Origin of the sequence: Pseudomonas sp. Irchel s3a18 (assembly GCF_900187535.1) — a bacterium.
Classification (GTDB): Bacteria; Pseudomonadota; Gammaproteobacteria; order Pseudomonadales; family Pseudomonadaceae; genus Aquipseudomonas.
In genome coordinates, this window is record NZ_FYDV01000003.1 from 365,332 (window position 1) to 391,986 (window position 26,655).

Consider the following 26,655-nt stretch of genomic DNA (forward strand, 5'->3'; position numbering starts at 1 on the left):
GGACTTGTGTAGGAGCGAGCTTGCTCGCGATACACCCAAGCCCACCGCGGGCTGTCAGGTTTGCAGCGTTATCGTTGACGACCATCGCAAGCAAGCTTGCTCCTACAGGGTGCATATACCCGGTGAGGTTTCAAAAGTAGTGATGGATCTGTTTCGCAGTGCCCCGATCGCTCAACCCCTGGCCGCCCGTCTGCGTGCGGCCAATCTGGACGAGTACGTCGGTCAGGAACACCTGTTGGCCCGCGGCAAGCCCTTGCGTGAGGCGCTGGAGCAGGGTGCCCTGCACTCGATGATTTTCTGGGGGCCGCCGGGGGTGGGTAAAACCACCCTGGCGCGGCTGCTGGCGGAAGTCTCGGACGCGCACTTTGAAACGGTCTCGGCCGTACTGGCCGGGGTCAAGGAAATCCGCCAGGCGGTGGACGTGGCCAAGCAGCAGGCCGGACAATATGGCCGCCGCACGATTCTGTTCGTCGACGAAGTGCATCGCTTCAACAAGTCGCAACAGGACGCCTTCCTGCCGTATGTCGAAGACGGCACGCTGATTTTCATTGGCGCGACCACCGAAAACCCGTCCTTCGAGTTGAACAACGCCTTGCTGTCCCGTGCGCGGGTCTACGTGCTCAAAAGCCTCGATGAGGCTGCGCTGAACAAACTGGTGCAGCGCGCACTGACCGAGGAACGGGGCCTGGGCAAGCGACAGCTGAGCCTCAGCGACGAAGGTTTCCAGATGCTGCTGTCCGCCGCCGATGGCGATGGCCGGCGTCTGCTCAACCTGCTGGAAAACGCCTCGGACCTGGCCGAAGACCACAGCGAGATTGGCGTCGATTTGCTGCAAAGCCTGCTTGGTGATACCCGGCGCCGCTTCGACAAGGGCGGCGAGGCGTTTTACGACCAGATTTCGGCCTTGCACAAATCGGTGCGCGGCTCCAACCCGGACGGCGCGTTGTACTGGTTCGCGCGCATGCTCGACGGTGGTTGCGACCCGTTGTACCTGGCCCGGCGCGTGGTGCGCATGGCCAGCGAAGACATCGGCAACGCCGATCCTCGCGCGCTGAGCCTGTGTCTGGCGGCCTGGGATGTGCAGGAGCGCCTTGGCAGTCCCGAAGGCGAGTTGGCGGTGGCGCAGGCGATCACTTACCTGGCGTGTGCGCCGAAAAGCAACGCGGTGTACATGGGCTTCAAGGCCGCCATGCGCAGTGCCGCCGAACACGGCTCGCTGGAAGTCCCGCTGCATTTGCGCAACGCCCCGACCAAGCTGATGAAGCAGCTTGGCTACGGTGACGAATACCGTTACGCCCACGATGAGCCGGACGCCTATGCGGCCGGCGAAGACTATTTTCCGGAAGCACTGGAGCCGCAAGCGTTCTACCGGCCGGTGCCCCGGGGCCTGGAATTGAAGATCGGCGAGAAGCTCAATCACCTCGCCCAGTTGGACCGCCTGAGCCCCCGGCAGCGGAGAAAGCCTTGATTGCACTGATTGTTGCGGTCTCCGTCGGGGGCGTTGCCGGCACCTTGCTGCGGTTCGCCACCGGCAACTGGATCAACGCCAATTGGCCGCGGCACTTCTATACCGCGACGCTGGCCGTTAATATCGTGGGCTGTTTGCTGATCGGCGTGCTGTATGGCCTGTTTCTGATTCGTCCGGAGGTACCGTTTGAGGTGCGCGCCGGGTTGATCGTCGGCTTCCTCGGAGGGCTGACGACTTTTTCATCCTTTTCACTGGATACGGTGCGCTTGCTGGAAAGCGGGCAAGTGCCGCTGGCCCTGGGCTATGCGGCCATCAGCGTATTCGGCGGGCTGCTCGCGACCTGGGCTGGCCTGTCCCTGACCAAACTTTGATAAACGAGAGACCGACATGCTCGATTCCAAACTGTTACGTAGCAACCTTCAGGACGTAGCGGACCGCCTGGCATCCCGTGGCTTTGTGCTGGATGTTGCGCGTATCGAAGCGCTGGAAGAACAGCGCAAGATCGTCCAGACCCGCACCGAAGCACTGCAGGCTGAACGTAATGCGCGCTCCAAATCCATCGGCCAGGCGAAGCAGCGTGGCGAAGACATCGCGCCGCTGATGGCGGACGTCGAGCGTATGGCGAACGAGCTGGGTGCCGGCAAAGTCGAGCTGGATGCGATCCAGACTGAACTGGATTCGATCCTGCTGGGTATCCCGAACCTGCCGCACGAATCGGTACCGGTGGGCGATGACGAAGACGGCAACGTCGAAGTGCGTCGCTGGGGCACGCCGACTGCCTTCGATTTCGAAGTCAAGGACCACGTCGCCCTGGGCGAGAAGTTCGGCTGGCTGGACTTCGAAACCGCCGCCAAGCTGTCCGGTGCCCGTTTCGCCCTGCTGCGTGGGCCGATTGCCCGCCTGCACCGCGCCCTGGCGCAGTTCATGATCAACCTGCACACCACCGAACACGGTTATGAAGAGGCCTATACGCCTTATCTGGTCCAGGCGCCTGCCTTGCAGGGCACCGGCCAGTTGCCAAAGTTCGAGGAAGACCTGTTCAAGATCGCGCGCGAAGGCGAGGCCGACCTGTACCTGATCCCGACCGCCGAAGTGTCGCTGACCAACATCGTGGCGGGCGAGATCGTCGATTCGAAACTGCTGCCAATCAAGTTCGTGGCCCACACCCCGTGCTTCCGCAGTGAAGCCGGTGCCTCGGGTCGTGACACCCGCGGAATGATCCGCCAGCACCAGTTCGACAAGGTCGAAATGGTCCAGATCGTCGAGCCATCGACTTCGATGGAAGCCCTGGAAGGTCTGACCGCCAACGCGGAAAAAGTCCTGCAATTGCTTGAGCTGCCATACCGTACCCTGGCCCTGTGCACCGGCGACATGGGCTTCAGCGCGGTCAAGACCTACGACCTGGAAGTGTGGATCCCGAGCCAGGACAAGTACCGCGAGATTTCGTCGTGCTCCAACTGCGGCGACTTCCAGGCCCGTCGCATGCAAGCGCGTTTCCGCAACCCGGAAACCGGCAAGCCGGAGTTGGTGCACACCCTGAACGGTTCTGGCCTGGCGGTCGGCCGTACCCTGGTGGCGGTGCTGGAAAACTATCAGCAGGCCGACGGCTCGATCCGTGTGCCGCAAGTGCTCAAGCCTTACATGGGCGGCCTCGAGGTCATCGGCTAAATGGAATTCCTGCCGCTGTTTCACAACCTGCGCGGGCGCCGTGTGCTGGTCGTCGGTGGAGGGGAGATTGCCTTGCGCAAATCCCGTCTGCTGGCCGACGCCGGTGCGCTGTTGCGGGTCGTTGCACCCGAGATCGAAGCCCAGCTGCGTGAGTTGGTGCAAGGCAGCGGCGGCGAGCTGGTGGCGCGTGGCTATCTTGAGTCAGACCTCGACGGTTGCGGGTTGATCATTGCCGCCACCGACGACGAGTCGCTGAATGCGCAAGTCTCCCAGGATGCTCATCGGCGTTGCGTGCCGGTCAACGTGGTGGATGCGCCGACGTTGTGCAGCGTGATCTTCCCGGCGATCGTCGATCGTTCGCCGTTGGTGATCGCGGTGTCCAGCGGTGGCGACGCGCCGGTGCTGGCGCGCTTGATCCGGGCCAAGCTGGAAACCTGGATTCCTTCGACCTATGGCCAGTTGGCCGGGCTGGCGGCGCGTTTTCGCCACCAGGTCAAAGGGTTGTTTCCGGATGTCCAGCAGCGTCGGGCGTTCTGGGAAGAGGTGTTTCAGGGGCCGATCGCCGATCGCCAACTGGCCGGACAGGGCGCCGAAGCCGAGCGCTTGTTGCAGGCCAAGATCAACGGTGAGTCTGCCCGTGCGACCGGTGAGGTGTATCTGGTGGGCGCAGGGCCGGGTGATCCGGATCTGCTGACCTTCCGTGCCTTGCGCCTGATGCAGCAGGCGGACGTGGTGCTGTATGACCGTCTGGTGGCCCCGGCGATTCTTGAGCTGTGCCGTCGCGATGCCGAGCGGGTCTATGTCGGCAAGCGCCGCGCCGATCACGCCGTCCCGCAAGACCAGATCAACCAGCAATTGGTGGATCTGGCCAGGCAGGGCAAGCGCGTGGTGCGGTTGAAGGGCGGTGATCCGTTCATCTTCGGCCGTGGCGGCGAAGAGATCGAGGAACTGGCGGCCCAGGGCATCCCGTTCCAGGTGGTGCCGGGTATCACGGCGGCCAGCGGTTGCGCGGCGTATGCCGGGATTCCGCTGACCCACCGCGATTACGCGCAATCGGTGCGTTTCATCACCGGCCACCTGAAAGACGGCAGCACGGATTTGCCGTGGAGCGATCTGGTCGCGCCGGCGCAAACCCTGGTGTTCTACATGGGGCTGGTGGGGCTGCCGATCATCTGCGAACAGCTGATCCGGCACGGTCGTTCGGCGGACACGCCGGCGGCATTGATCCAACAGGGCACCACCTCCAACCAGCGGGTCTTCACTGGTACGCTGGCCAACCTGCCGCAGCTGGTGGCGGAGCATGAAGTCCATGCGCCGACCCTGGTGATCGTCGGGGAAGTGGTGCAGCTTCGCGAGAAGCTGGCGTGGTTTGAAGGCGCTCAATCTCAAATCTGACCCGTGGCGAGGGGGCTTGCCCCCGTTGGGGCGCGTAGCGGCCCTCAAACCGCTGGGCGCGGTCCTGGTTCTCGCGCTCCCACGCTAAACGTGGGAGCGATCATCGTTTAGTATTTTTGCCAAACCCCTTTCCCGCTCAACCGCTGCCGATCATGGGGCACGGTGAAGTCCTGTTCCGGTCCTTTGGGCACCACACCTGTCGGATTGATGGTCCTGTGGCTGGCGTAGTAGTGATGCTTGATGTGGGTAAAGTCCACGGTCTCGGCAATCCCCTGCCACTGATACAGCTCGCGCAGCCAGTTCGACAGGTTCGGATAATCGGCAATGCGTCGTAGATTGCACTTGAAGTGACCGTAGTACACCGCGTCGAAGCGAATCAGCGTGGTGAACAGGCGAATATCGGCCTCGGTCAGGTAGTCACCGGTCAGGTAGCGTTTATTGCCCAGTAGCCCTTCCAGCCGGTTCAGTTCGGCAAACAACTCGTCGAAGGCCTCCTCATAAGCCGCTTGAGAGGTGGCAAAGCCTGCGCGGTACACACCGTTGTTTACCGCGGGATAGATGCGTGCGTTGAGCTCATCGATGGCCGTGTGCAACGGCTGCGGGTAGAAGTCCAGGTCGTTGCCGGTCATGCCGTCAAACGCGCTGTTGAACATGCGGATGATCTCCGCCGATTCATTGCTGACGATGCGTTTTTGCTGGTTGTCCCACAGTACGGGCACCGTGACGCGACCGGTGTAGTCGCGGGCATCGGCGGTGTAGCGTTGATGCATGAAGTCGAAGTGGTCGAGCTTGTCGCCGGTTGAGCCCAGGTCTTTGTCGAAGGTCCAGCCGTTCTCCAGCATCAGCCAGCTGACCACCGACACATCGATCAGGGTTTCCAGGCCTTTGAGTTTGCGCAGGATCAGCGTGCGGTGGGCCCAGGGGCATGCCAGCGAGACGTAGAGGTGGTAGCGCCCGGCCTGTGCGGGGAAGCCGCCTTCGCCACTGGGACCGGGCTTGCCGTCAGCGGTCAGCCAATGGCGGCGCTGCGCTTGCTCGCGCTGGAAGGCACCGTCCTTGCTGCTTTCGTACCACTGGTCACGCCAGTGCCCTTCAATCAGCAAACCCATCTCGAACTCCAAGGTTGTCAAACGTTGGAGTCCAGTCTATTTCGATGCTTTCGAAATAAAAGCGCAAAGGTTGGGCGTTGATGATCGGTTAAATAGATCTATCGCGGGCTTCCCAGTACTGCTGGGCCTTGGCGAAGGCTTCATCACGTGGTGTGCCGAGGCCGCGCAAGGCCAGGGCCATGGTGGCAATCAGCGCCAGTTGCGGGTAGCTGTCCTCCACATCGCCACGCCACACGGCTTTGAGGTGCTCAGGATCGAGAGTTGCCGGTTTGACATGGCGCTGCGCCGACAGCTGCGGCCATTCTTCGTCCCAGCTTTCGCCGCCGGTGGTGCCGTACAGGTGGCTGTCGGCATCCGGATTGATCTCGATTTCGCCGCCATCGCCCTTGATCACGATCACGTTGTCACCCAGCAAGCCACTGGCATCGCGGTGTACGCCCTGGTAGCCGGGGTGGAAGATGCTTTGCAGGCCACAGCGCGCGCCCAGCGGGTTGAGAATCCGCGCCAGGGAGTGGATCGGCGAGCGCAGCCCGAGGGTGTTGCGCAGGTCGATCATCCGTTGCAGTTGCGGTGCCCAGTCGCCCAGCGGCATGAAGGCCAGGTTGCCTTGGTCCAGCGCCGAGCCCACTTGCTGCCAGGTACGGCACAACGGGATGTGGAGTTGGTCGAGCAGTTGCTCGCTGTACAGGCGCCCGGCGGTATGGGCGCCGCCGCCATGCATCAGGATGCGCACGCCGTTTTGCGCCAGGCACTTGGCCGCCAGCAGGTACCACGGCAGGTGACGCTTTTTGCCGGCATAGGTCGGCCAGTCCAGGTCCACCGCCAATGCCGGTGCCTGCAAGCGCTCGCGCAACGCTTCGGTGAACCCCGCCAGCTCTTCGGCGCTTTCTTCCTTGTGCCGCAACAGCATGAGGAATGCACCGAGCTGGGTGTCTTCGACCTTCTCGTCGAGCAGCATGCCCATGGCTTGGCGAGCCTCTTCACGGGTCAGGCTGCGAGCGCCGCGCTTGCCTTTGCCGAGAATCCGCACGAACTGTGCAAAAGGGTGCTCGGCGGGCGTTTCGGTGATCAGTGGGGTGAAATCGGTCATAGACAATTCGTCGGTTTGGGCAGGCCCGCCAGCTTGGCGGCGAGTTTGGCGGGAGTGCCTTTGAACAAGCGGTTCAGGTGCAGGCTGTTGCCCTTGTCCGGGCCCAGTTTGAGCGCGGTGTATTTGATCAGCGGGCGGGTGGCTGGCGACAGCTGGTACTCCTGGTAGAAGCCGCGCAGCAACTCGAGGATTTCCCAGTGTTCGGGGCTCAGCTCAAGTTCTTCGGCAGCGGCCAAGGCGGTGGCGACTTCCGTCGACCAGTCAGCCAGGTCAACCAGATAGCCGTCCTTGTCCAGCTCGATGCGACGTGCCCCCAGGGTCAGTGAGTTCATAACCAGCTATTGACCTTGTCGTAGTGAATCGACAGCTCGACGAAGGCCGGGTAGTCGAGGCTTTTGATCCAGTCGGGCACCGGCAAACCGCGGGCCTGAACGTCCTCTTCCAGCACAAACAGGCGCAAGGTGTCACGCAGGACCTGCAGCTCGCCGAACGGCGCGGTGCCGGGTTGCAAGGCGTACACCGCATCGCCGCTGAGCAGCAGGGCGTCCTGTGCACCCAGGAGGCGCAGGCAGCTGGTCAGCCGGTTATCGGTGAACGGTGAGTGAGACAACACATGCAAAGTCGACATCAGAGGGTAATAACCTGGTCATAACGGTCAATAACGGCCGGGATCTCTCCGGTGGCCAGTACGTTCAGCGGATCAAGGCTCAAGGCGCCCGGCGTCAGGCCGCGCGCGCTGGCGCTGTCGCCACACACATACAGGTCTTCGATGCCAAACAGGCCGAGTGCTTGCAGATTGGCGCTGAGGTCTTTTTGCTGCACGGCCTTGGCATTCTGCTGCGTAGCCAGCTGGAACACACCGTCATCGAGAAACAGCAGGCCGATCGGCAAATCGAAGGCGCCGCCGGCCAGCACGATGTCCAGCGCTTCACGGGCGCTCGGGCCGGACCAGGGGGCCTGGCGGCTGATGATCAACAGGGATTTAGGCATGTTTCATGGCCCTCCAAAGCAGATCAGGCGATCGGCGTCCTGTACCGCATCGTGCAACTGGCCCAGTCCGGACAATTCCCACGGCGCACTGACATTGATCGCGGTGCGCTGGTAACGCTTGGCTTCAGCCTCATCCAGCACCCCACGCCTCAGGGCGGCGGCAATGCACACCACGCCGTCCAGTTGATGGTCGCTGACGAAGGTGCGCCATTGCGCGGCGATGTCCTGCTCGTCCTGGGGTGTGACAACGTTGCTGGAGGCGTTGTAGACGCCGTCCTGATAAAAAAACAGTCGCACGATCTCATGCCCGCCGGCCAGCGCTGCCTGGGCAAACAGCAGGGCGCGGCGCGAGGAGGGCGCGTGTGCGGCGGAAAACAGCGCGATGGCGAACTTCATGGCGAACTCTGACGACAAATCTGCGGCCATGATAATGCTTTATCGGCGGGGCGGCGAAGGGCGATTCAGCGCGGCATGTAGCCCAGCTGCCAGCGGCGCGGAATCTTCAGCGCAACGATCCCCAGCACCGCCGCCAGCAGGCCGCTGGCGTACAGCGCGTGCAGGCCGAAATGGTGTTCCAGTACCGCGCCCAGCACGGCGCCGGCAAACATGCCGGTCCAGGGGATCAGTTGCACTCGCCAACCGTCGCGCCGCTCGCCGAGCAGCCAGCGCCCCAGGCCGCGACCGAAGCGTGACAGGGCACCGGTGACGTAGGTCAGGCCGATGGGCAGGCCATTGACCTGTTCGACGGCTGCATTGAGCATGCCCATGGCGATGATCGCGGCCAGCAGCGCCGGGAATCGCGCCTCGAATGGCCATGCCGCGGCGGCGCATAACAACGAGGCGATGCTCAGCATCAACGGCAGGGCGTGTCGTCGGCCGATACGGGTGATGATCACGCCCAGCGCATTGCCGACGACGAACATGGCGACCAGTACCAGCAGACGCAGGGTCATGCTCCAGTCACCGTTGCTGATCGCCACCGCCAGGCGTGTGGTATTGCCGCTCATGAATGACACAAAGTCGCCGGTGGCCATGAAGCCTATGGCATCGGTCATGCCTGCCAGCACGGACAGGCTGGCCACCAGGCAGAGTCCGACCCGGCCACGCCATTTCTGCGTGTGCAACAGGCGGCTTGTCGGGGTGCGATGGGGGGCGGATGGCAGCATCGATCAGGGCTCGAGGCCATGCAGTTCGCAGTATTCCAGCCAGTCCATGCCGGCCATCTGCGCTACTTCCTTGTGCACCTCCCGCCGTTGGGCGGCGAAGTCCTCCGGTGTGGCGGCGGTCAATTGCAACGTCAGCTCCCAGGCAAAGAGGCCCTGCTGCTCAGCCTCGGCTTCGAACGCTTCGTGCAGTCGTTCATTGCGGTACTCGGCCATGGTTTCGCCTTTGGCCTGGGCGGCCAGCGGGTTGAGGTTGTCGAGTGTGTCGCGCAGTGCCGGACGTGCATTGAGAAACCGTTGCAGGGCGAGTTCGTGTTGCGATTCGATCGGAGCCATGGATCATCCTGGTCAAAACGAAAGTATGAGCGGTTGGCTAGCGTTTACCTTGACGCGCGTCAGGAGGTTTTTTTCTTGTTCGCCTTGGCCTCGGCCGCCAGGCATTCCAGCGCAAACTGCTCGGTGTAGGTCATCTGGATCGGTGTGGTTTCGCCTTTGACGGTGCGTTCGCCGTCGAGGATGTAGCGAATGCGTTTATCGGTCACGCCAATGCGCTTGGCAATCCAGGAAGGGGTCTGGCCGATCTGGCTGATCAGTTTGTCAGCATAGTCGGTGGACGGTTTGTAGAACTCGGCATTGGGGGTCATTGGCTTTCCAGAGCAGGGTAGGCGGCGCGAGGCACCGATTATGGCGCGATAGGGTGCGCGCATTGCTGCGGTCTGTCGCGTCCTATCTGCAGTAAAGCAGAGCGGCGTCGTTTCGGGTCAATAACAGGCGGTGATACAGTCAGCGTTTTTCGAGTCTTGAGGAAGCACAATGCGGATTTTGATGGTGGCGCTGGCCGGTGTGTTGCTGGCCGGGTGCGCGGGATCGACCATGAAGGATGCTCGCTCCCAGAGCCCTTACAAGACGCTGGCCTCGAACAAGGCTGATCTGGTGGTGGCCCAGTGCGTGCAGTTTGCCTGGCAGGACGAGGCGGTGTTCGGCGTGGATGCCAGCGGTTACCTGCAACCTGGCGAAACCGGCGGCTTTACGGTCTACACCCGTTCGGCCGAGTCCTTCATCGATGTGCAAGGCGGCACGCTGAAGTACTACGCCCTTGAAGACAACTGGGTGGCCAAGCGCCGACTCGCGGCGATGGCCACCTGTTTGTGACGTGTCGAGGGGCCGGGTGTCTTGCCTCTCACCCATCCAGGCGTTTCTGAAAGAAGAAGCGCTTGCTGCCCCTCGGGTAGTCGGCTATTTGCCCAACCTCGCTGAACCCCATCTTCCTGTAAAACCCCGGCGCCTGGAATTCGAAGGTGTCGAGGTACATTCCGATGCATCGGAGTTCCCGTGCCTGCTCTTCGGCCATTTGCATCAATCTGGCCCCCAAGCCTTGGCCTCGGGCCTGCTCGGGCACGGACAGTAGATCGATAAACATCCACTGGTAAAACAGACGGGCATAGAGCCCACCGAGTACTTCATTGCTCTGCTCATCCCGAACCAGAAAGGCAATTTCCCGGTAGTGGCCTTCGCCGGCGTTGGCGATGTTGTAGGCGCGCAGCGGGTCGAGAATGGCCTGGCGTTCTTCGGGTGTGGGCTCCTGCGATAATTCAATGCGCAATGTCATTGGCGACGTCCTGGTGTCGGTGGGGGAGTGGGGCAGATTACCCTGTGAGCCTCGCGGTGATGAAGGCAATTTTTGCAGCACCAGGCCTGGCGCTTTTCCAGGGGCAAAAAAAGGCCCGCCGGGAGGGGCAGGCCAAATGTTCCTTGAATGAGACGCGCTGGACTATAAGCGCTGGGCCTTTGGGGCACAGTGAAAGATCTTTCATGTGGTCGTGGCGGGCCGTTCGACCAATGGCGCCCGCCTCGGACAGGTCCGGGTGTAAGTTGACTTCGGGCTGATCGACTTCAGTGGAGGTAGCTATGAGTGATTCGATGCTGAGCAAAATGCACATGAACGGTTATGAGCTGGTGAGCGTCAAGGGTGGCCCCTGGCGGGTCTGCACCCAGCGTGACCGGTTAGGTTCTTTCAGTTCTCGTGAGGAGGCCTTGGCATTCGCCGCATCCTTACCGGCTTACAAACCCCGCGCCCTGCGGGCGGCCAATACCCAGTGATGTGAACCCGGGAGCCCGCGTATGACGGGCTCTTTGGGTCAAGGCCAGGATCAAGGATTGTGGCTTTGCAGCGGTACGGTTTTGCGTCGATCCGCGCCGTTCGGATTGCCGGTATTGAGCAGTCTTCGCTCCACCAGCACATTTTCAAGGGCCAGGCGGTCGGCCGGGGCCAGTTGATGAGCTCTTTCCTTGAGCTCGAGCAGGATCGGGCTGGACCACATTCGATAGGTCCGCTCGGCAGATTGAATCGGGTTCATCTTCGTCTCCCAGACTAGATGTGCTTGGATATGGCAGAGTCCTTGTACACCGCGAAAATCCTAGTCGACAAAGCCCTGTATCGCCAGCCACGAACATGCGCTTTGTCGGGAAGCCATGCTTTCAGCCATGGCTCTTGTGATCCCCGCGCAGCACTTTACCGATGGGGTTGAGCAGGTCCGGTTGCTGGTTCCTGACATTGCCGATAGCATTGTCGACCTTGAACCATTCAAAGGCTTCGACGGGCTCCCCCTGGTGCAGCAGCATCTGGTGAGCCAGCTCCTTGGGCATGGCCAGGTTGAGCCATTCGCGGGCCAGTTCGGGGGAAAGGGCCACGGGCCGACGGTCATGCAGGTCGATCATGCCCCCGACGCTGTCGGCGGTGATGATCACGAAACCGTCGTCGGCTTTCGGGTCCCTGCCTCCGGCCGGATACTGGCCGATAGCAGCGCACAGAATCGGTGCCCGGTCGCGGCGGCGAACCAGGTAGGGCTGTTTGCTTGGCCCGCCTTCGTAGACCCACTCGAACCAGTTGTCGATGGGGGCGATAGCGCGGTGAGGCCAGATCTCCCGGAAAGACGGACCATGGACGACTTTCTCGACCCTGGCGTTGACCGGGATGGAATGGTCCCTGGACCCGTGCGGTCGCCAGCCCCAGCGCACCCGATCGGCGTGCAAGGTTTCACCTTCCAGGTGCAGCAGCGCAACCTGGATCGTGGGGGCGACGTTGTACTGCGCCAGCTCCTCGTCACCCACGGTGTTGATCAAGGCGTTGGGCATGCTCAGCGTCGCGACGAAGTCGTGAATGCCCCGGTACTGTGAAAGTCTTCCGCACATGGGAAAGCCCTCCGTTCCAATTTTCAGCTTAGCCCAGTGGGGCTGCGAAAATGTACCGGCGTGCTCGGTCTCAGCTCAAATCAAGGACGCCCTCAAGGAAAATGCGCCGGCGTTCCTTGCGACCGATTTTCATGTGCTTGCTGGCCTGGTAAAACCGCTTGAACCTTTGCGGGTTGATATTCTCGTATTGGCCTAGTGATTCTTCGACCCATTCATCGTATTGGGCTTCGGTGACAAAGCGGTAAATCTCTCGGTGATAGAAAAAGCCGAACTGGAACCCCAGTGTCTCGCTTGGGTAGTGGGGTTTGCGGTGAAAGCAGTTCTCCAGGTCGATGCCCTTGGCAGGCAGATCCCCGCTTTCACACAGCATGAGATTGGCGGCCCAGAAGTCCATATGAGTAATGTGACTCTCATTCAGGGATCGCAACAGGGCGAAGGACTTCTTGATCAAGCGTTCTATCTGTGCCGGATTGCGTTCAAGCCATTGAAGGCCATCGGTATGGCCCTCGAGCATATGGGTAATGATGAAGAACTCTTCAACCAGCCCCAGGCGCGACTTCTTGTAGCCGTAGCCGATCAGTGGGGCGACATCCGCGCCGCGATCATTGGCCTCCACCGTGTTCAGGAACTCTTCGACAGGCCAGTCAAAGTCACCGCTGCGCTTGGGCTTGCCCAGTGTCACTCGAATCCTGGACTTGAAGTTATCCAGCGCCTGCGTTTTGGCAAACACAGACGTGCCGGCGCTGGTGACCGCAGCGCTCAGCCTTTTGATGTTCGATTGGCGTCGATGATCGAGCAGTCCGAACAGTGCCTGGGACAGACTGGTGGAGGGAGTGTGGTCGAGGTGTATGGTTGAGCGCAGATCCTTGATGGTGCATGGAAATTTGCGGTCAATCTGATGCTTGCTGATGGCCACTGCCACATCCGTAATATCATATTGCAATCAGTGAAATTTAACACAATTTCACATTTTTTTACAGTTTCCCAAGGGGCGACTGGACGCAGATAGGAGGTGTGGAAACGCCTTTGGTTCCGGGGGTGACCTCGAGAACGCAAACGGCCTGATAAGCGGGCTATTGACTCCTTAGCCCCTTTGTCGGGGCTAATGAGCGATTCTTTTTGTCGTTTCGGTCAAGCAAGGGCATCGGCCTTTGAAGGCTTGAAGGCACCATTAAAACGCAAGACCGATTTTGACGCCGTACTCATCCCGGGTCTGCTGGTCATAATCGGTCTCCTCAAATTGACTATCCAGCTCATATTTGAAGCGGTTGTAGTAGAGGGAGGCTACAAGGGGATACGTCCCTTGCTGATTGAACAGATAGCTCAGTTCGACAAAAGGATTGGTCGTGTCTTTCAGGTCGGAAGTCTCGTTGTTGACGTCATGGATTTCGAGCTGTGATTCACCATTCATGATCTTTCGAACGCCCACCTCAAAGCGCAGGGTTGTCTGGCTGAATTGATGGTTGTAGCCAGCCGCCGCTTTAATGAACGGTGTGCGGCTGGTGAGATTAATGTCGTACTTGTTATAGCCCGGATCGAAGCGATTCCATTTGTATCCTCCGCCCAGGAGAACATCGATAAAATTGCGTTCATCCAGCGCAACCCTCCAGCCAAAGTCCAGGTCGAACTGGCCATCCTTTACTCTCTGACCATCTTTTTCAGAGTACTGCCCGCTGATTTCACCGTGATAAACAAGACCGGTCCGAGCAGTCATTTTGTTGCCATAGTTGAGAAATAATCCTCCTTCCGGCATTCGATCGATGTCAGTGTTTGCAGGGCCTTTGAATTCGAGTTCGCTGTAGCTTCCCAGAACGCCGAATACAAGGAGAGGGTCGGTAGGAGGTGCGGCACTTGAGAGTGTCGGTGTGGTTCCCGCGAGGAAGGTCGTGACAACAGCAGCAAAATTGGTCCTATTCATCAGAACTCCATGAGCGTGCCGCCGGTCCGTCGTGGACCGATCAATTACAACGATAGTCGGTTTTTTTCAAGTGCTGGATCGCTTGTCGAGAAGGGCTGGCCAGGAGGGTGGCTTTTGGCCCTTATTGCCTCGTTTTTGTCAGGTTTGATTTGAGGGAGGACGGTTGGCAGGAGGCCAAAGAAGGGGGGCGAAAGACGCGCTGGGGTCTGCCGGGTTTTCGAGCGAGAGGGGGTGAAAATAGCCGAAAAGATGCGGAAACGACCAGTAGGGGCTGCTAGGAAAGTACAAACCCCAGAAACGAAAAAGCCCTGAATAATCAGGGCTCTAACGTACAAATATGGCGGAGGCGATGGGATTCGAACTCATGGACCTGTTACAGTCGACGGTTTTCAAGACCGCTATATAGGTCCGCCAAATCCGTGGCCTACAATGTGATTGGTGTTCCATAACTGACTCATGACTGATTGGCTACAGCCCTTATTCTACAAGGGGGCCTATTTGAGTTATGGAACATATTTTTGGCTATTTCGAGGGCTGCGCGATAGCCCCGATGCGGCGATAAACCCGCTCGGTGATGTCACCCTTTGTATGCCCTAGGAGCAAGCTGGCATCATCGACGTCTTTGATTTCCGATGCCGCCTTGGGGCGAATGTCTCTAAATTGAAACTCCGCAATTCGTCCTGCCAATAGCGCGTCACCGTCCTCGATAGCGCTCAGCTTCGCCTTTTCCCTCGCCTCATCCCACCGTTTACGCAGCATCGTAGCGGTCATCCTCTTCCCCCTCATGCTCACTATCAGATAGTTGGAAACGTGTTGAGCGTTTCGTGTCGCGATCTGCGCCACCAACAGCCCCAGGCTGTTCGCTGAACCGTTGGTCACCATTTGGATCCTGAGCTTCTTGCCGGTTTTGTTTTGCTGAACCATCAGGAACCCTCCCTCAATGTCATCCTTGCGCATCACCAGCACATCTGCCGGTCGTTGACCGGTCAAGTAGGCCAGGTCCATGGCATCCTTGAGTTCTTGCCCAGCCTTCAGGTAAACCGCATTCCACACCACATCATTCGCGTAATAGTCCCGCGGGGTCTCTTTGTTTTTGCGGACGCCTTGGCATGGGTTCTCCTTCGTGGTCAGCCCCCATTCCCGGGCCATATTGAACACGTGTGACAGGGTGGCGAGCTCGCGATTCGCCCGGACCTTTGCCGATCGGGCGTCCCGATACCCCGCAATCGTCGCCGGGGTTATTGAGTCAATAGGTGCGCCGTCGAACATGGGGCGGAGCTGCTTGATCTCCGCCATGTTGTCTTTCTGTGTCCGCGGTGCTTTCTTGGGGACGATGTCGCGTATGTACCGGTCGAAGATTCCCTTCATGGTGCGCAGGTCCAAGGGCTTTTCCTTGGCTTCGAGTTCAGCCCACTTGATCCTGGCTTTATCCAGGTCCTTTCCCAGCGGGATGTCCTTGCCCAGTAGGTCGCGGTAGTAATAGGCAGTCCACACTTGGCCGTTTTTGCGAGTACGGGACCGCTGATACATCCGAGGGGGTAGGTGGTGGTATTCGGTCTTGCGGGGGCGCATGTCAGTTCACTCGCGAGAAGTCGGGCGTCCATGCAGGCACGGCCGGCGGCGGGTTGGGGTCAATGATGGTCGGCGTGATCATGCCCAGCTTCATGCGGGCGTACATCCGGCCAACCAGCGGACGCTTGCCGCGACTCTCGACGTAGAGCCACTTGCGGTCATCGAGCCATCGACGCTGCCAGGCTCTGGCCTTATAGCCGGTGATGTCGGCGAGCTCTTCGTCCGAGAGAATTTCGGTTTCCATGGTGATGCTCCATGCCGCGCGTGGCGGCAGAAGGTGGTTATTGGGTTGCTTTCGCGATTGCTGTGCGGGCGCGCTCCATACAATTGCGCTGCCCTGGATTTGGCTCGACGTCCATGGCTCGGTCATCGAGGTCTTCAAGCAGGTCTTGTAGAGCGTCCAGTAGCACCTTGATTGCTGAAACTGATTGCTGGTGCAGGTCGATATCAGTAACGAGCGGCTTCGTCGTGCAGCCCTGGTACTTATCAATGCGTTTTTGAAGGCGAACCAGTAGCGGCCGACCGTCGAGTACGTTGCCCATGGGGATTCCTCGCCCGCCGTTCACCGGCAGGCTGGTATGTATGTCGGGGCATACCCGGGAAGTGGAGGGTGGTGAACTGGTGGTCAGGCAATCGCACATAGCGCGAGAACGTCATCGCCGCCGCGCGCAATGCCGGCGCGCAGGTCTACATTTCGTCCCGCGAGCATGCCCGCAATTTGGGCGTTCAAATCGAGTTCGGTTTCACGCGCCTTACGGGCTTTACCCACGCCGTTGTTGGCTAGGTACTCGGCGATCAGCGCCTTGTCCTGTGATTGCAGAGCCACTAGATCATGACCATCACTTGACGTGGTGATGCTGTCTTCCTCGCCTTGCGGGATCAAAGCGCGAAGCTTTCCGTAGACTTGACCGACCCAAGCAAGGGCGAAGTGGTCACCAGCCGTTTCGGCTGAATAAGAGCTACGATTTCTGCCCGACCGAACACCAGCGGCGTACTCCTTGCGCGCCATGGTGAGCTTGGTCAGTAGTGCCTCGTAGGCATACAGCGCAATATTCTGAGCCGGGGTTATTCCGACGAATGATGCGTGCTCAACTATTCGTTGCTTGGTTTTGCACCATTGCCTGTTGCGCAGCGCGGTGCAGCTGAACACTTCGGCAACAGCGCTGCTCAACTGCTGATCCCACATTGGCCTACGCTCGTTGCGAGAGTATTGAGAGTCGACCTCTCCGACGTCACTGAGCTTTACGTCCATTTCGGTCAGTCGATATTCACGCATCAGCGCTTGTGCTTGTCGAAGTGCTGTGGCTGCTTCGTTCTCGTTGGCGCTTTCGGATAGGGCCAAGCAGTGCTTGATCTTACGGATCGCCCGCTCGAGTTTCTTTTCGTCGATGTGATTGTCGGACATAGGGGATCCTCGCCGGCTGGCGCGAAGTATGTTTGTGGGCTATTGCTTGATGATTCGGCATGCCGCCGAACCAAGGAGGACGGAGATGAGCAGCAAGCTAACGCTCAAGGAAATCGCTGAAGGCACTGGACTTACAATTGATCAGGTAGGTGCGTACTACGCCGATTCTGAGCAAAGATCCGATGGGACCTGGGCCATTTATTTTGATCCAAAAATTCCAAAGGACCTGCTGGAGGGGCTTAAGGGGTTCTACACCTTTGACCTGCCTGCTAAGTCATCAGCGCAATAGGTGAGGGCAAGTCAGGCCGGTCGCCCGGCCTGTCGCGCTTACTTCGGATCAAAAGCGCCCAAAGACAAAGCTGCAACATTACCGATTTTGTTCTGCAGGACTGTTTTGAACTCCTGCGCGATATCTTCACGCTGAACTTCCTCACCGACCCAGCGCAGTTTCAGCACCGGCTGGGCGCCGCTGGTAATGACGGAAACCCGTAGGTTGATCCACTGTTCGGTCAGACCTTCGAAGGGGATCACGTTGAACAACAGGGAGGTCGGTAGCGTTTCTTTGCTGCGGGCCTCGATCTGGTCCAGCGTACTGCGGCTGGCGCTGGTTTCGCTGACGGTGTGATCGGACTCGGTCGCCGCCTTGATGGTGATGGTGCGAACCGCGGCGATGGCCTTGGCGATACTCATGCTGCCACCTGCCTCATCCGTGGCGTTCAGGTACTGGTGCCAGTCTTCAATCCAGTCGCTCAAGTCCTTTTGGGTCATGGCGCGGCCACCGATTGCCTGGACCGCCTTGTAGCCGGCGGATGGTTTGAGTTTCAGTATCGCGCGGTCGTCAGCGTGACCTGGCACTGCATCGGTGCCCAGATTGAACAGCAGCGTGCAGGTCATTTCGTCCTGATCGATAAAGCCCTTAGCGTCTGGAATGGCCCGGGTGGCAACATACGCGCTGAAGTCGGCCAGCGAGTGGGTGGAGTAGATGCCACGGAATCGGCTACGCCCGGCCTGCCACTTTTCCAGGGTGACGACTTGGCAGCCTTCGGGCAGTACAACGGTCGGTGTGTGGGTGGCCAGACTTTTGCCGGTTGCCTCAAGTGCGGTATCGGTGATGTGTTGGATCGCTTCTTTGCTCAGAGACATTTATCGATTCCTTGGTGGCTGAGTGGTTACGTGCGGGGAGTGATAGGGGCTTGTTCGCGGCTGAAGAGCTGGTCGTGCTTCTCGGCGAAGAGAGTGATCTTGCCGCCGGAGCCGACATGCATGGGAGTGTCCAGGCTGGTGTTCTCGCTGCGTGTGCCGCGCTTGGTCGGCACCTTGTAGTCGAGTTTGTGCTTGATCTTCACTTGGCTCGATTCGCCGATTTGGCTGAAGTCCAGAGTGATGATCAGCTTCCCGGCCTTGCCGTGGTCAACAACCCCGGCGGCTACTTCGGAAAGGGCGTGGCCAATCTGGTTGGCGAATGCGCCACCGTTCAGTTCTTCGAGGAACTCTGCGGTATCGGTAGGGGTGGACATGGTTTTTTCTCCGGGGTGGCCAATAGGCCGCTGGGGGGAAGACTGAGTTGCGGCTGGCTACGGCGCTGGCGCACCAGTTTCTTGATCGGTCTCAATGGCCTGCGCCGAAGTAGGCGAACAGGAACAACATGAGCGCCAATCCGGCGGTCCAGCGCAGGAGCGTGCGAGCGAATGCTTTCGCGGTCTTGTGACTGGCAGCGAAGAGCTCGGTGTTGTCTTCGAGCTGTTGTGCGAACCGGCAGGCATTGTCATGACCAAACAGCTCACCCTTTGCCGTACCGGTGGAGCGCTCAATCACTTCGAAGGTATTGCCGCCGCGCGGTACAACGGTGAATCGCAGTGCTTGATCCGGTTCTTCGCGGCCTATGTGCTGGTACATCTCGGAAGTGGCCAGGGAGGTCCGGAGACGCAACCCATGGAGGATTGCTTGGCTCTGTCTGATCGTTTGGTTCATGGCGATTCCTCAGTTTGGGTTGCGTGTATTCGTCAGCACTCGGACCGCATGCTGGTTGCCGATGGGCGCAGGGGAGAGTGCTGACGGATAAAGGCAGGCGAAAAAAAGCCCGAGGGTTCCCGGGCTTTCGTGGTGCGTCACACAGACCTCCCTATGTGAGCGCTGGTGCCGCCATAGGGCGGGCTTGGGTGTCGGTTACATGGCTGCCAATCCTCCGTGTTGATGGCAACTCCCGAGCATTCCTCGGTAGTTGGTTGCAATGCAGGTGGCCGGTATAAGCCGGGGTTTCGTCCGCATCGGTGAATCATCTTTCGGCCTTGCGTTGCTGGTACCGGGTGGCTCGCGAAAGCTCCGGCAAACACTTGGCGCTTTTCCTTACCGCTACTGACGCTGACCGGCGCCGCTCAGGCCTTGTTCACGTAAAGATGATTCCCGATGGGGCCTGGTGCTGGGGAGGACCAGGTGCTCGGGCAGTTAGCGACAGGCTGTCGTTTTGGCGCTGGTTGATTCGTTACTGGGGCTTCGACAAGCCCGCTTGAATGCGCTGGGTGATCTCGTCGCGATGCACTGGGACATCCTTGGGTGCGCTTGTTCCGATGCGTACCTGTTGGCCGCTCACACCCAGCACAGTGATTGTGATGTCGTTACCGATGTTGATGCTTTCGCCTGCTTTACGAGTCAAAATCAGCATTGTCCATTTCCTTGCGTTAGTTGGTTTCCCAATGCCGCCTAGCAAGAAGCGGCATCAGTGAAACGTCACTGCATTACGCGGATTTCATTGCGCGGGAACCACATTCCGTCGACCTTGACCATGCAGCCGACAAAGGCGGCGTAGCGGGTCTCTCGATCGGTCTGGAAGCCGTAGTAGGAGCAGGTGGCCCGTGAGGCCAGACTGCTCAGCAACATGCAGCCCTCGATCAGCACCAGCAGGATCAGCAATACCTTTGTTGCGTACTTCACGCGCCGATACCGTAATCTTTCAAGCGAAGACCCAGAAGATTGCCGATCTCGGTCAGCACCTTCATTTCCGCCTCGCTGATACCGCCTTCCGCTTCCGCGCATGCTATTGCGTTGTTGAACACTTCATCCGCGTCGAGTGGGTTGCTGGCAATGTCTTTGACCTCGCGCAGGATGTTCATCCGGCCAATGCGGAATGACGTTTCAAGCTGCTCGGTGAACACGCCGATCTGATTTGTCATCTCGGCGCCGAAGTGTTCCAGGTTTTTGTTGGCCCGAAGCTGCTTATCTACTTGAGCCGTTTCGGTCTTACTGATTTCTCCGTCGGCAGCGCTGACTAGCAGGCATACACCGACGATGGCTTGCATCTGGTCGCGATTTTCAACTTTCTTCATTGCGCGTTTGGCGCCGAACAATTTCTTACCGATACCAAGCATGGTGATTCCTCAGGGTGGGGTACATCCCGCTGCACCCTGTAGCCAAGGTGCAGCAGTGATGCTGTCCGTCCTATTGCCGCTGGAGGAGCGCGGCGCATTGCTTGCCGGGTCATTCACACGGTTCTGGCGTTTCACCATCGAGCAGCCGTCCAGGTTGTTCCTGTCGTGGGCAGGCTTTCGGGCCTGTCTGCTCGCCGGTCGCCGGTAGAGGCAATGCGGTCTGTTGTTTGTTGGGCTGACTGTTAAAGAGCGGCGGGAGACCCGCGTCGCCGGTTTGTTTCGTGGCGACGACTTAAATATCTCCCTTGGAGCTATTTAAGTCAACTCCATAGGAGATAAATATTCCGATGGCCATAAAAAAACCCGCATTGCGCGGGTTTTTTTGGCGATCAGATATTGGCCGGTAGTCTCCAGGAGACTCGAACGGCACCGTCTTCTTCTGGGCTCAACGTTACGTCTTCGGTATCGGCTATGTCCTCAAGGAGCCGCTTCCAATCTTGTGGGCATTCATCCGAGGTTTTACGAATGACAACGGTCTTTCGTTTCTGGGCGGATGGGGCGCTGATGATTTTTTGGATGCGGAGACCGAGAAGCTCAAATGAGTCCGGCAATCTCGGTTTGATTGGTGGTTTTGCCATAGCACTGCTCCATTCTTGTATGGATATACAGTGATCGGTTTGCCTGATTTGCGCTAAATATTAATGATTAAAAACAATCATTTAATAAAAAAGCCCGCTGTTCGCGGGCTTTAGGGGGGGAGGGGGCTTTCGTCAAATTGAACGGATCAGATTTAGATCCTGCCCAGGACTTTACTAGGGGCAAGGATCGCCCCAACGTAATGAATATTCTCGATATCAGACCGAGCGATCGTCAGGCGTTCACCGTATGCCGTGTTTATCGACATGAGGCTGACCTCTTCGTCTGTCTCGAAGAGAAGTTCTTTGACCATGCTCTGGCCATCGGTAGTGGTGATCATCACATACTCACCTGGCACTAGGCGATGATTGGGCTCGCAGACGGCGATCCAGCCACTACGAATTGCCGGAGCCATTGAGTCACCCTTAAGTCGGAGTGCATAGGCGTCCTCGTCTCTGGAATAGGTCTCAACCCAGCCAGCAGCCTGGTCAAGACTTGTCCAGTAACCTTCGTGACCGAGTTGCGCCGTTCCCACAATATCGATTCGACGAGGAGCGCTGGTAATTGGCGGGCCAGGCTCAACGTTCGACTTCAATGATTCGACTGGTGGAACAGCATTGGCAGCAATCGCCAAATCGGAGATTTCTTTCGCGATCCGTGGGCTGAATTTCTCTACGGGTATGCCGAGCATTTTAGCTATCTCAGCTGCCATTTCCTTGTTGAGTGCACGGTTACCGTTCAGGTGACTGCTAAGCGTGCCTTGGCTCATGCCTACGGAGAGTGCGATCTCTTCTTGAGTCAGCTTCTCGCCTTTAGGGGCACGTGCATTGTAGGAAGCCAGCTCCGCTTTTAATGCGGCGCACTCCGTCTTTTCCCACTCAAGTAATGGTCGTCTGTCGATTTTCATTTCGGAAGAGTATTCCCGGTGGAGATACATTTCCATCTCCTTTGGAGTTGATTAAAAAAGCTCCATGGGAGATATTATTGCTTCAGATACACCACCGGAGACCGGACAGTGCGTCAAATCACCCTCAGCCAGTTTGCTACCGAGAAGGGACAGACCCAGGCCGGAAATTTTTTAGGCATGACCCAAAGCTCAATAAATAAAGCGCTGCAGGCAGGGAGGAACATTTTTGTTACGGAGCATGCGGATGGCTCTTTCACTGCGGAAGAACTCAGACCGTTCCCGGTTCAAAGCGCGAAAAGGTCGCGCCGCCGGATGCCGATCTAATAAGCCAACTTTGAGCGCAACGGCGCCGAGAGAAAACTAGACGATGAAATCGCCAGTGCTAGACACCCGTCGCAAAGCCGTCATTACCGCTGCCAATGCATTCCCTGGCGGACTTGCATACGCCTCTGACTTTCTTGGCGAGGAGAATCTCAAGCGCTTCAAGAACCGGATTTACGAGTCGGCAGGGGTCAAGCCCCTCACCGACGATGAGGTCTGCACGCTTGAGACTGAAGCCAAAACCACATTCTTGCCGGACTACATCTGCGCGATGTACGGCGGCGTATTTGTTCGCCTGCCTGAGGTGGGCGATCTGGACAACGTAGACATGCACCACCGTTCTTTACGTACAGCCGTTAAGCGCGGTCGAGTCGACCAATTTCTAGCCCTGGCACTGGAAGACGGCGAGATCAGTACCTCTGAAGCGGCAGACATTCTTGCCCTTCACGCCAAGCACATCGCCGCCCGACATGAAGAAGTGAATGCACTCATCGAACTGCATAAAGCGGATCGGTGAAGGCTGACTGATTGGCTTCGAATTTAACCAGCGAGGTTCGGACCTTTGTAGTGCCGGCAAATCGCAGGAACAAAAAAGCCGACGGAGAAGGTCGGCTGATTCGCAAAACTAGAGAGCGATGATTATGCACAGCCACATAGCCCCGAGCAATACCCTCGATGTCGTGACACGTTCCGAGCAATGTCAAAACGTGTCACGTCACACCATGTCGTCACGCGAGATTGCCGAACTCACCGGCAGCACGCATGACAACGTTCTGAAAACCGTCCGGGCGCTGGTTGCGAAGGGGGTCGTTTCTTCAAACGACACCCCCTATGTCCACCAGCAAAACGGTCTGTTGTCTCAGCACGATACCCACCTCGCTGAACTGGTGCAGGAGTCCGTGTAATGGCTCGTATCCGTACCATCAAGCCTGAATTTTGGACCAGTGAGCAGGTCATGGAATGCAGCGCCCTTGCTCGCCTTCTGTTCATCGGGATTTGGAACTTCTGCGATGACGCTGGGAACCATCCTCTGTCACCCAAGAGCCTGAAAGCGCTGGTTTTCCCAGGGGACGACATCACGGCACTTCAGATTTCCGACCTGCTCGCCGAGCTTGAGTCGAATGGTCTTCTGTCGGTCTACTCCTATTCGTCGAAGCAGTACCTCCATGTGAACGGATGGCACCACCAGAAGATCGACAAACCGACGATTAAGCACCCTTCGTTTGTCATAGACGTCGCAGATGAGTCGTCGAGCCCTCGACCACCGCTCGGCGAGCGTTCGACTAGCGATATGGGAGCCCTCACCCCCGGAGTGGAAGGGGAAGGGAAAGGGAATGGAGAATCTACACACACTCCGCGAGGTCTGTTTGCAATGAGTCTGGACTGGGCGCCTGACGTCGAACTGCTCAATGCCTATTCGACTCGCGCTGGTCTCAATGCCGCGGTGTTCACTCAAGATGCAATCTCAGGGTTTGTTTTGCATCACGAAGCCAAGGGGCTCGCTCAGACCGAGAAACAATGGATCGCCGCATTGGTTGGCTGGGTGAAGCGCGACAACGCCAAGGCAGCTCGCGTTGTTCCGCTCCGAGCTCGGCAGGTTAATGGCCCCGACTTCGACGACACCAGCTGGTCTGATGACCTGGGTGCACTATGAGCGCGGCCCTTGCGCCGAAGAGCGCAAGCAGTCTGCTCCGCACCATGGGCAACCTGCCGCCAGTTGTGCTGCATGTTCCCAAACAGCTGCCGCCGGGCGCCGTGGAAGTCGTCAACTCGTTGTTCAAGGAGCTACAGGCGATTTTTCCCGCGTGGAAGCAGGCCTGGCCAACCGATGACGCATTGAAGGCGGCGAAACGCAGCTGGATCAAGGCGTTCATGGCAGCGGGTATCAACCAGATCGAGCAGATTCGCTTCGGCATTGAGCGTTGCCGTGCACTGGGCAGCGACTTTGCGCCGAGCGTGGGCAAGTTCATCAAGCTGTGCCAGCCGACCCCGGAAATGCTCGGTATCCCATCGCACGACAAAGCGTTTCGGGAGGCGCTGGTGAACTCCCACCCAAGCCGCACCCATTCTCGCACCTGGTCGCATCCGGCCGTTCGCCACGCCGCGCTGCAATGCGAGATGCATAACCTCACCGATCTGATTTCGGAGAAAGCCAGCAAGATCTTCGACCGCGCTTACGACATCACCATCCGCATGCTGGTCAGCGGGCAACCGCTCGAAGACATCGCAGTGGGCATCGGTCACGACTCGCAGAAGCTCGAGACACAGCTGGCGGAAGAGTACGGCGAGGCGCGGTTGTTGGCGACGATGTCACAACAGTCGATCGCGCTTGACGGCAAGGTCGCCCGCGCCCAGTTGCTGGCTCGCTTTGTCAATTGCGCCGGTAAACGCGAGCAGCAAGAAGCCTCGCGCCCTAATCCACTCAATCCAACAGGTGGCTTCTGATGAATGCAGCCAAGCAACAAAACATGCTCGCCGGGCAATCATCGCTCGCCCGCAAGGTGTTCCAAGTTGTGCCAATCCAGGAGCGTTGGAGTGCTCACGATATTTTCAATTCGCTGATGGTTGCCGAAGCCACGGGTGCCCAGTTCCCGGCCATACGTCGTGGCCTTGGCGAACTGAAGGAAGCAGGTCTCATTCGCGAACCCGTTAACGGTCACTTCCAGCGTACCGCCATCACTATCAAATCCCCGAGAGAGCAGAGCATGTCGAAAGAAACCAAGCCGGCCGTCGTTACCATCAAGAAACCCGATGCCAGTGCTCTGGATACATTGGCGATGCTATCTGGCGAGGTGATCAGCTTTGCCGAGGAGGTCGGGCAGCGCATGAAAAAGCTGGCGGCGCGCATTGAAGAAGTGGCGCTTTCCGTCGAGGCAGAGCGTGAGACCAATGCTGAATCACTCGAAAAATTCAAGCTGCTGCAATCTCTGCTGAAGGGGGGCTAAGGGCAAACGCATGGTGATCAGCTCGAAGATATCCGGTCGCCTTTTCGCTGTTCCGGATCCGGCGAACTACCGGTTCGCCGTGTTCTGTTGCTCATTCAAGATGGACCTGGGCAGCACCCCCGATCACGCAATGGTGCTGTTCGCTGACCGAGCAATGGCCGAACGCTACGGCGCTTGGATGTGGCCCTCGACGTATGAAGTGATCGATCGGCTTAGCAAGGGTGATGAGCAATGACCGCTCCTTTGAAAACCCTGACGGTGAAACTGTCCGATGCCGTCATCAAACAGCATGCCAGCGACCCGACCATTACCGAGCTGAAGGATCAGCGGCATCCACTGCGCTTTCGTTACCGTCACGACCGCAGCAAAGGCAGTTGGCACCTGGTGCGTTTCGACAAGGGCGCCAAATGGAAAAAGGCTGCCAACTGGCCCGACGTGCCGGCGCGGGTCATGCTCGACAGCTTGCCAGTGGTGCAGGCCCGGTTATTGGCGGATCCGACGGCGGCAGCCACGGTGGATGGCTGGGAGCGGGTCGGCCAAGTGCTGGAATGGTACGCCGCGCGCCTGAAGACCGATAACAGCTTGTCCAAAAGTCGCCGGGGATCGTCGTTATCAGCGATCCGCTGCCAGCTCATGCCCGCGCTGAGTGACCTGCCCTTGTGCAAACTCAATGCCGATACCTTGGACCGACACCTGATCTGGCACATGCAGGCCGAGTACAGCCTGTCCTACGTCAAATCGGTGTTGGACGTACTGAAGGTAGTGTTCGGCGCCGCCTTGACGCTGAAAAAGATCACCGTGAATCCACTGCTCGGGGTGTCATTCAGTCACTTCACCAAGGCCAAAATCAAGCCCAAGGGCGCGCGCTTGCGACATGTCGCCGTGGTGGATCTGCTGGCCGAATGGGGCGAAGCGTTCGCCGAGGATCCGGCGGCCGTGACGCTGCTGGTGTTGATGCTGACCCATGCCACCCGGATCACCGAAACCCGTCTGGCCAAGTGGAAGAACGTTCATCTGGACGCGGGGGAGTGGTTCATCCCGGCTGTTGACACCAAATCCAAGCGCGACCACCTGTTGCCATTGACCACGCAAGTGGTGGCCTATCTGGAGCGCTACCGAGAGAGACAACTGGCCGATGGTTACGACGGGGCCTACCTGTTTCCAGCGACGTCACGTGCGGGGCTACCGATTTCACGCAGCCAGGCCTTCAATATTTTTGCCCGGTTCGGGGCAGGCGAGTGGACCAGCCACGACCTGCGCAAACTGGCGCCATCAATCTGGGCCAACCTCGGTGTCGATTCGCTGGTGGGCAAGCTGCTCCTCAATCACGCCCTGACCGAATTGGAGCGCACGTACTTTCAGGCAATGGGCGAGGCGGTAAAGCGCAATGCCCTGGAGCGGTGGCACGGCTGGCTCGACGCACAGGGTTTTGATGCATTGCAGGACAAGACAGGAGCAAGACGCGCGAGTAAGCCGGTTGCCCTGGACCCCGCGGGCTGGTTGGCCTGAAG

The 26,655-nt window shown here is 58.8% G+C and carries 41 protein-coding genes; 15 read left to right on the forward strand and 26 right to left on the reverse strand.

Annotated features, from left to right (window positions below):
• Positions 1-142 precede the first annotated feature (142 nt).
• Genes CKW29_RS06745 through cysG form a run of 4 tightly spaced genes read left to right on the forward strand, consistent with a single transcriptional unit; the run spans position 143 to position 4,531 of the window.
• Positions 143-1,468: a replication-associated recombination protein A gene (locus CKW29_RS06745; protein WP_095143218.1), complete on the forward strand. Its 1,326-nt coding sequence runs from the start codon at positions 143-145 to the stop codon at positions 1,466-1,468.
• On the forward strand, positions 1,465-1,839 hold the full coding sequence (gene crcB / locus CKW29_RS06750; protein ID WP_095143219.1) for a fluoride efflux transporter CrcB: 375 nt from the start codon (positions 1,465-1,467) through the stop codon (positions 1,837-1,839). The genes CKW29_RS06745 and crcB overlap by 4 nt, the downstream gene beginning before the upstream one ends.
• Positions 1,840-1,855: 16 nt before the next feature.
• Positions 1,856-3,136 (forward strand): serine--tRNA ligase, encoded by a 1,281-nt coding sequence (serS, locus tag CKW29_RS06755; protein ID WP_095143220.1) that lies wholly within the window; start codon positions 1,856-1,858, stop codon positions 3,134-3,136.
• Positions 3,137-4,531, forward strand: coding sequence for a siroheme synthase CysG (cysG, locus tag CKW29_RS06760; RefSeq protein ID WP_095143221.1), 1,395 nt, complete (start codon positions 3,137-3,139; stop codon positions 4,529-4,531). It begins immediately after the preceding gene.
• 107 nt (positions 4,532-4,638) lie between these two features.
• Here cysG and CKW29_RS06765 read toward each other — a convergent pair whose 3' ends face one another.
• From CKW29_RS06765 to CKW29_RS06805, 9 genes are all read right to left on the reverse strand, one after another.
• Entirely contained in the window at positions 4,639-5,640 is a 1,002-nt protein-coding gene (locus CKW29_RS06765) for a glutathione S-transferase family protein (protein ID WP_095148133.1), read from the reverse strand.
• 88 nt (positions 5,641-5,728) lie between these two features.
• Positions 5,729-6,730 carry a glycosyl transferase family protein gene (locus CKW29_RS06770; RefSeq protein WP_095148134.1) on the reverse strand — a complete coding sequence of 334 codons (1,002 nt, stop codon included), beginning with the start codon at positions 6,728-6,730 and terminating at the stop codon, positions 5,729-5,731.
• Entirely contained in the window at positions 6,727-7,062 is a 336-nt protein-coding gene (locus CKW29_RS06775) for a TusE/DsrC/DsvC family sulfur relay protein (RefSeq protein ID WP_095079308.1), read from the reverse strand. Before CKW29_RS06775 ends, CKW29_RS06770 begins: the two co-directional genes overlap by 4 nt.
• Entirely contained in the window at positions 7,059-7,358 is a 300-nt protein-coding gene (tusB, locus tag CKW29_RS06780) for a sulfurtransferase complex subunit TusB (protein ID WP_095143224.1), read from the reverse strand. Before tusB ends, CKW29_RS06775 begins: the two co-directional genes overlap by 4 nt.
• A complete protein-coding gene (gene tusC, locus CKW29_RS06785) occupies positions 7,358-7,720 on the reverse strand; it encodes a sulfurtransferase complex subunit TusC (protein ID WP_095143225.1) in 363 nt (120 codons plus the stop codon). The genes tusB and tusC overlap by 1 nt, the downstream gene beginning before the upstream one ends.
• A gap of 3 nt (positions 7,721-7,723) precedes the next feature.
• On the reverse strand, positions 7,724-8,116 hold the full coding sequence (tusD, locus tag CKW29_RS06790) for a sulfurtransferase complex subunit TusD (RefSeq protein ID WP_095143591.1): 393 nt from the start codon (positions 8,114-8,116) through the stop codon (positions 7,724-7,726).
• 65 nt (positions 8,117-8,181) lie between these two features.
• Complete coding sequence (locus CKW29_RS06795; RefSeq protein ID WP_095143226.1) at positions 8,182-8,886, reverse strand: YoaK family protein; 705 nt, start codon at positions 8,884-8,886, stop codon at positions 8,182-8,184.
• 3 nt (positions 8,887-8,889) lie between these two features.
• Positions 8,890-9,219 (reverse strand): DUF6388 family protein, encoded by a 330-nt coding sequence (locus tag CKW29_RS06800; RefSeq protein ID WP_095143227.1) that lies wholly within the window; start codon positions 9,217-9,219, stop codon positions 8,890-8,892.
• Positions 9,220-9,278: 59 nt separating this feature from the next.
• The gene (locus CKW29_RS06805) at positions 9,279-9,527 is read right to left on the reverse strand and encodes a hypothetical protein (RefSeq protein ID WP_019689854.1); all 249 of its coding nucleotides are present in this window, start codon (positions 9,525-9,527) and stop codon (positions 9,279-9,281) included.
• 169 nt (positions 9,528-9,696) lie between these two features.
• Between CKW29_RS06805 and CKW29_RS06810 the strand changes: the two genes are divergently transcribed.
• On the forward strand, positions 9,697-10,035 hold the full coding sequence (locus tag CKW29_RS06810) for a hypothetical protein (RefSeq protein WP_095143228.1): 339 nt from the start codon (positions 9,697-9,699) through the stop codon (positions 10,033-10,035).
• 28 nt (positions 10,036-10,063) lie between these two features.
• Here the strand turns inward: CKW29_RS06810 and CKW29_RS06815 are convergent, their stop codons facing one another.
• A complete protein-coding gene (locus tag CKW29_RS06815; RefSeq protein ID WP_095143229.1) occupies positions 10,064-10,492 on the reverse strand; it encodes a GNAT family N-acetyltransferase in 429 nt (142 codons plus the stop codon).
• Between the two features lie 299 nt (positions 10,493-10,791).
• Here CKW29_RS06815 and CKW29_RS06820 point away from each other — a divergent pair, with 299 nt between their 5' ends.
• Positions 10,792-10,983: an SPOR domain-containing protein gene (locus tag CKW29_RS06820; protein WP_095143230.1), complete on the forward strand. Its 192-nt coding sequence runs from the start codon at positions 10,792-10,794 to the stop codon at positions 10,981-10,983.
• A gap of 50 nt (positions 10,984-11,033) precedes the next feature.
• Here the strand turns inward: CKW29_RS06820 and CKW29_RS06825 are convergent, their stop codons facing one another.
• From CKW29_RS06825 to CKW29_RS06860, 8 genes are all read right to left on the reverse strand, one after another.
• Positions 11,034-11,240 carry a hypothetical protein gene (locus CKW29_RS06825; RefSeq protein WP_095143231.1) on the reverse strand — a complete coding sequence of 69 codons (207 nt, stop codon included), beginning with the start codon at positions 11,238-11,240 and terminating at the stop codon, positions 11,034-11,036.
• 121 nt (positions 11,241-11,361) lie between these two features.
• A complete protein-coding gene (locus tag CKW29_RS06830; protein WP_095143232.1) occupies positions 11,362-12,075 on the reverse strand; it encodes an SOS response-associated peptidase family protein in 714 nt (237 codons plus the stop codon).
• A 70-nt stretch (positions 12,076-12,145) separates the two neighbouring features.
• Entirely contained in the window at positions 12,146-12,991 is an 846-nt protein-coding gene (locus CKW29_RS06835; RefSeq protein ID WP_256576998.1) for a lipopolysaccharide kinase InaA family protein, read from the reverse strand.
• A gap of 255 nt (positions 12,992-13,246) precedes the next feature.
• The gene (locus tag CKW29_RS06840; protein WP_095143233.1) at positions 13,247-13,993 is read right to left on the reverse strand and encodes a hypothetical protein; all 747 of its coding nucleotides are present in this window, start codon (positions 13,991-13,993) and stop codon (positions 13,247-13,249) included.
• Positions 13,994-14,515: 522 nt separating this feature from the next.
• Entirely contained in the window at positions 14,516-15,565 is a 1,050-nt protein-coding gene (locus tag CKW29_RS06845; protein WP_095148135.1) for a tyrosine-type recombinase/integrase, read from the reverse strand.
• A 1-nt stretch (position 15,566) separates the two neighbouring features.
• Positions 15,567-15,809, reverse strand: coding sequence for a DUF4224 domain-containing protein (locus CKW29_RS06850; protein WP_095148136.1), 243 nt, complete (start codon positions 15,807-15,809; stop codon positions 15,567-15,569).
• Between the two features lie 37 nt (positions 15,810-15,846).
• A complete protein-coding gene (locus CKW29_RS06855; RefSeq protein WP_095148137.1) occupies positions 15,847-16,107 on the reverse strand; it encodes a hypothetical protein in 261 nt (86 codons plus the stop codon).
• 83 nt (positions 16,108-16,190) lie between these two features.
• Positions 16,191-16,970, reverse strand: coding sequence for a DUF2786 domain-containing protein (locus tag CKW29_RS06860; RefSeq protein ID WP_095148138.1), 780 nt, complete (start codon positions 16,968-16,970; stop codon positions 16,191-16,193).
• A gap of 85 nt (positions 16,971-17,055) precedes the next feature.
• Here CKW29_RS06860 and CKW29_RS06865 point away from each other — a divergent pair, with 85 nt between their 5' ends.
• Positions 17,056-17,259 carry a hypothetical protein gene (locus tag CKW29_RS06865; protein ID WP_095148139.1) on the forward strand — a complete coding sequence of 68 codons (204 nt, stop codon included), beginning with the start codon at positions 17,056-17,058 and terminating at the stop codon, positions 17,257-17,259.
• A 38-nt stretch (positions 17,260-17,297) separates the two neighbouring features.
• Here CKW29_RS06865 and CKW29_RS06870 read toward each other — a convergent pair whose 3' ends face one another.
• From CKW29_RS06870 to CKW29_RS06905, 8 genes are all read right to left on the reverse strand, one after another.
• Positions 17,298-18,113, reverse strand: coding sequence for a YfdQ family protein (locus CKW29_RS06870; RefSeq protein WP_095148140.1), 816 nt, complete (start codon positions 18,111-18,113; stop codon positions 17,298-17,300).
• 26 nt (positions 18,114-18,139) lie between these two features.
• The gene (locus CKW29_RS06875) at positions 18,140-18,487 is read right to left on the reverse strand and encodes a hypothetical protein (protein ID WP_095148141.1); all 348 of its coding nucleotides are present in this window, start codon (positions 18,485-18,487) and stop codon (positions 18,140-18,142) included.
• A gap of 91 nt (positions 18,488-18,578) precedes the next feature.
• A complete protein-coding gene (locus CKW29_RS06880) occupies positions 18,579-18,941 on the reverse strand; it encodes a hypothetical protein (RefSeq protein ID WP_095148142.1) in 363 nt (120 codons plus the stop codon).
• Between the two features lie 511 nt (positions 18,942-19,452).
• The gene (csrA, locus tag CKW29_RS06885) at positions 19,453-19,632 is read right to left on the reverse strand and encodes a carbon storage regulator CsrA (protein ID WP_095148143.1); all 180 of its coding nucleotides are present in this window, start codon (positions 19,630-19,632) and stop codon (positions 19,453-19,455) included.
• 65 nt (positions 19,633-19,697) lie between these two features.
• On the reverse strand, positions 19,698-19,901 hold the full coding sequence (locus CKW29_RS06890; RefSeq protein ID WP_095148144.1) for a hypothetical protein: 204 nt from the start codon (positions 19,899-19,901) through the stop codon (positions 19,698-19,700).
• On the reverse strand, positions 19,898-20,335 hold the full coding sequence (locus tag CKW29_RS06895; RefSeq protein ID WP_095148145.1) for a tellurite resistance TerB family protein: 438 nt from the start codon (positions 20,333-20,335) through the stop codon (positions 19,898-19,900). The genes CKW29_RS06890 and CKW29_RS06895 overlap by 4 nt, the downstream gene beginning before the upstream one ends.
• Positions 20,336-20,724: 389 nt before the next feature.
• Positions 20,725-20,973, reverse strand: coding sequence for a DUF1654 domain-containing protein (locus CKW29_RS06900; RefSeq protein ID WP_095148146.1), 249 nt, complete (start codon positions 20,971-20,973; stop codon positions 20,725-20,727).
• A 152-nt stretch (positions 20,974-21,125) separates the two neighbouring features.
• Positions 21,126-21,908 carry a LexA family transcriptional regulator gene (locus CKW29_RS06905; RefSeq protein WP_095148147.1) on the reverse strand — a complete coding sequence of 261 codons (783 nt, stop codon included), beginning with the start codon at positions 21,906-21,908 and terminating at the stop codon, positions 21,126-21,128.
• Positions 21,909-21,986: 78 nt separating this feature from the next.
• Between CKW29_RS06905 and CKW29_RS06910 the strand changes: the two genes are divergently transcribed.
• The 8 genes from CKW29_RS06910 (at position 21,987) to CKW29_RS06940 (ending at position 26,653) form a co-directional block, all read left to right on the forward strand.
• Positions 21,987-22,202: a Cro/CI family transcriptional regulator gene (locus CKW29_RS06910; RefSeq protein WP_095148148.1), complete on the forward strand. Its 216-nt coding sequence runs from the start codon at positions 21,987-21,989 to the stop codon at positions 22,200-22,202.
• A 43-nt stretch (positions 22,203-22,245) separates the two neighbouring features.
• On the forward strand, positions 22,246-22,716 hold the full coding sequence (locus CKW29_RS06915; RefSeq protein ID WP_095148149.1) for a YmfL family putative regulatory protein: 471 nt from the start codon (positions 22,246-22,248) through the stop codon (positions 22,714-22,716).
• Between the two features lie 124 nt (positions 22,717-22,840).
• The gene (locus CKW29_RS25770; RefSeq protein ID WP_256584838.1) at positions 22,841-23,104 is read left to right on the forward strand and encodes a Rha family transcriptional regulator; all 264 of its coding nucleotides are present in this window, start codon (positions 22,841-22,843) and stop codon (positions 23,102-23,104) included.
• On the forward strand, positions 23,104-23,853 hold the full coding sequence (locus CKW29_RS06920) for a DnaT-like ssDNA-binding domain-containing protein (RefSeq protein ID WP_095148198.1): 750 nt from the start codon (positions 23,104-23,106) through the stop codon (positions 23,851-23,853). Before CKW29_RS25770 ends, CKW29_RS06920 begins: the two co-directional genes overlap by 1 nt.
• The gene (locus tag CKW29_RS06925; RefSeq protein ID WP_095148150.1) at positions 23,850-24,644 is read left to right on the forward strand and encodes a replication protein P; all 795 of its coding nucleotides are present in this window, start codon (positions 23,850-23,852) and stop codon (positions 24,642-24,644) included. Before CKW29_RS06920 ends, CKW29_RS06925 begins: the two co-directional genes overlap by 4 nt.
• Entirely contained in the window at positions 24,644-25,144 is a 501-nt protein-coding gene (locus tag CKW29_RS06930; RefSeq protein WP_095148151.1) for a hypothetical protein, read from the forward strand. The genes CKW29_RS06925 and CKW29_RS06930 overlap by 1 nt, the downstream gene beginning before the upstream one ends.
• 28 nt (positions 25,145-25,172) lie before the next feature.
• Complete coding sequence (locus CKW29_RS06935; protein WP_095148199.1) at positions 25,173-25,379, forward strand: hypothetical protein; 207 nt, start codon at positions 25,173-25,175, stop codon at positions 25,377-25,379.
• A complete protein-coding gene (locus CKW29_RS06940) occupies positions 25,376-26,653 on the forward strand; it encodes a site-specific integrase (protein WP_095148152.1) in 1,278 nt (425 codons plus the stop codon). Before CKW29_RS06935 ends, CKW29_RS06940 begins: the two co-directional genes overlap by 4 nt.
• The last annotated feature ends 2 nt before the right edge of the window (positions 26,654-26,655 follow it).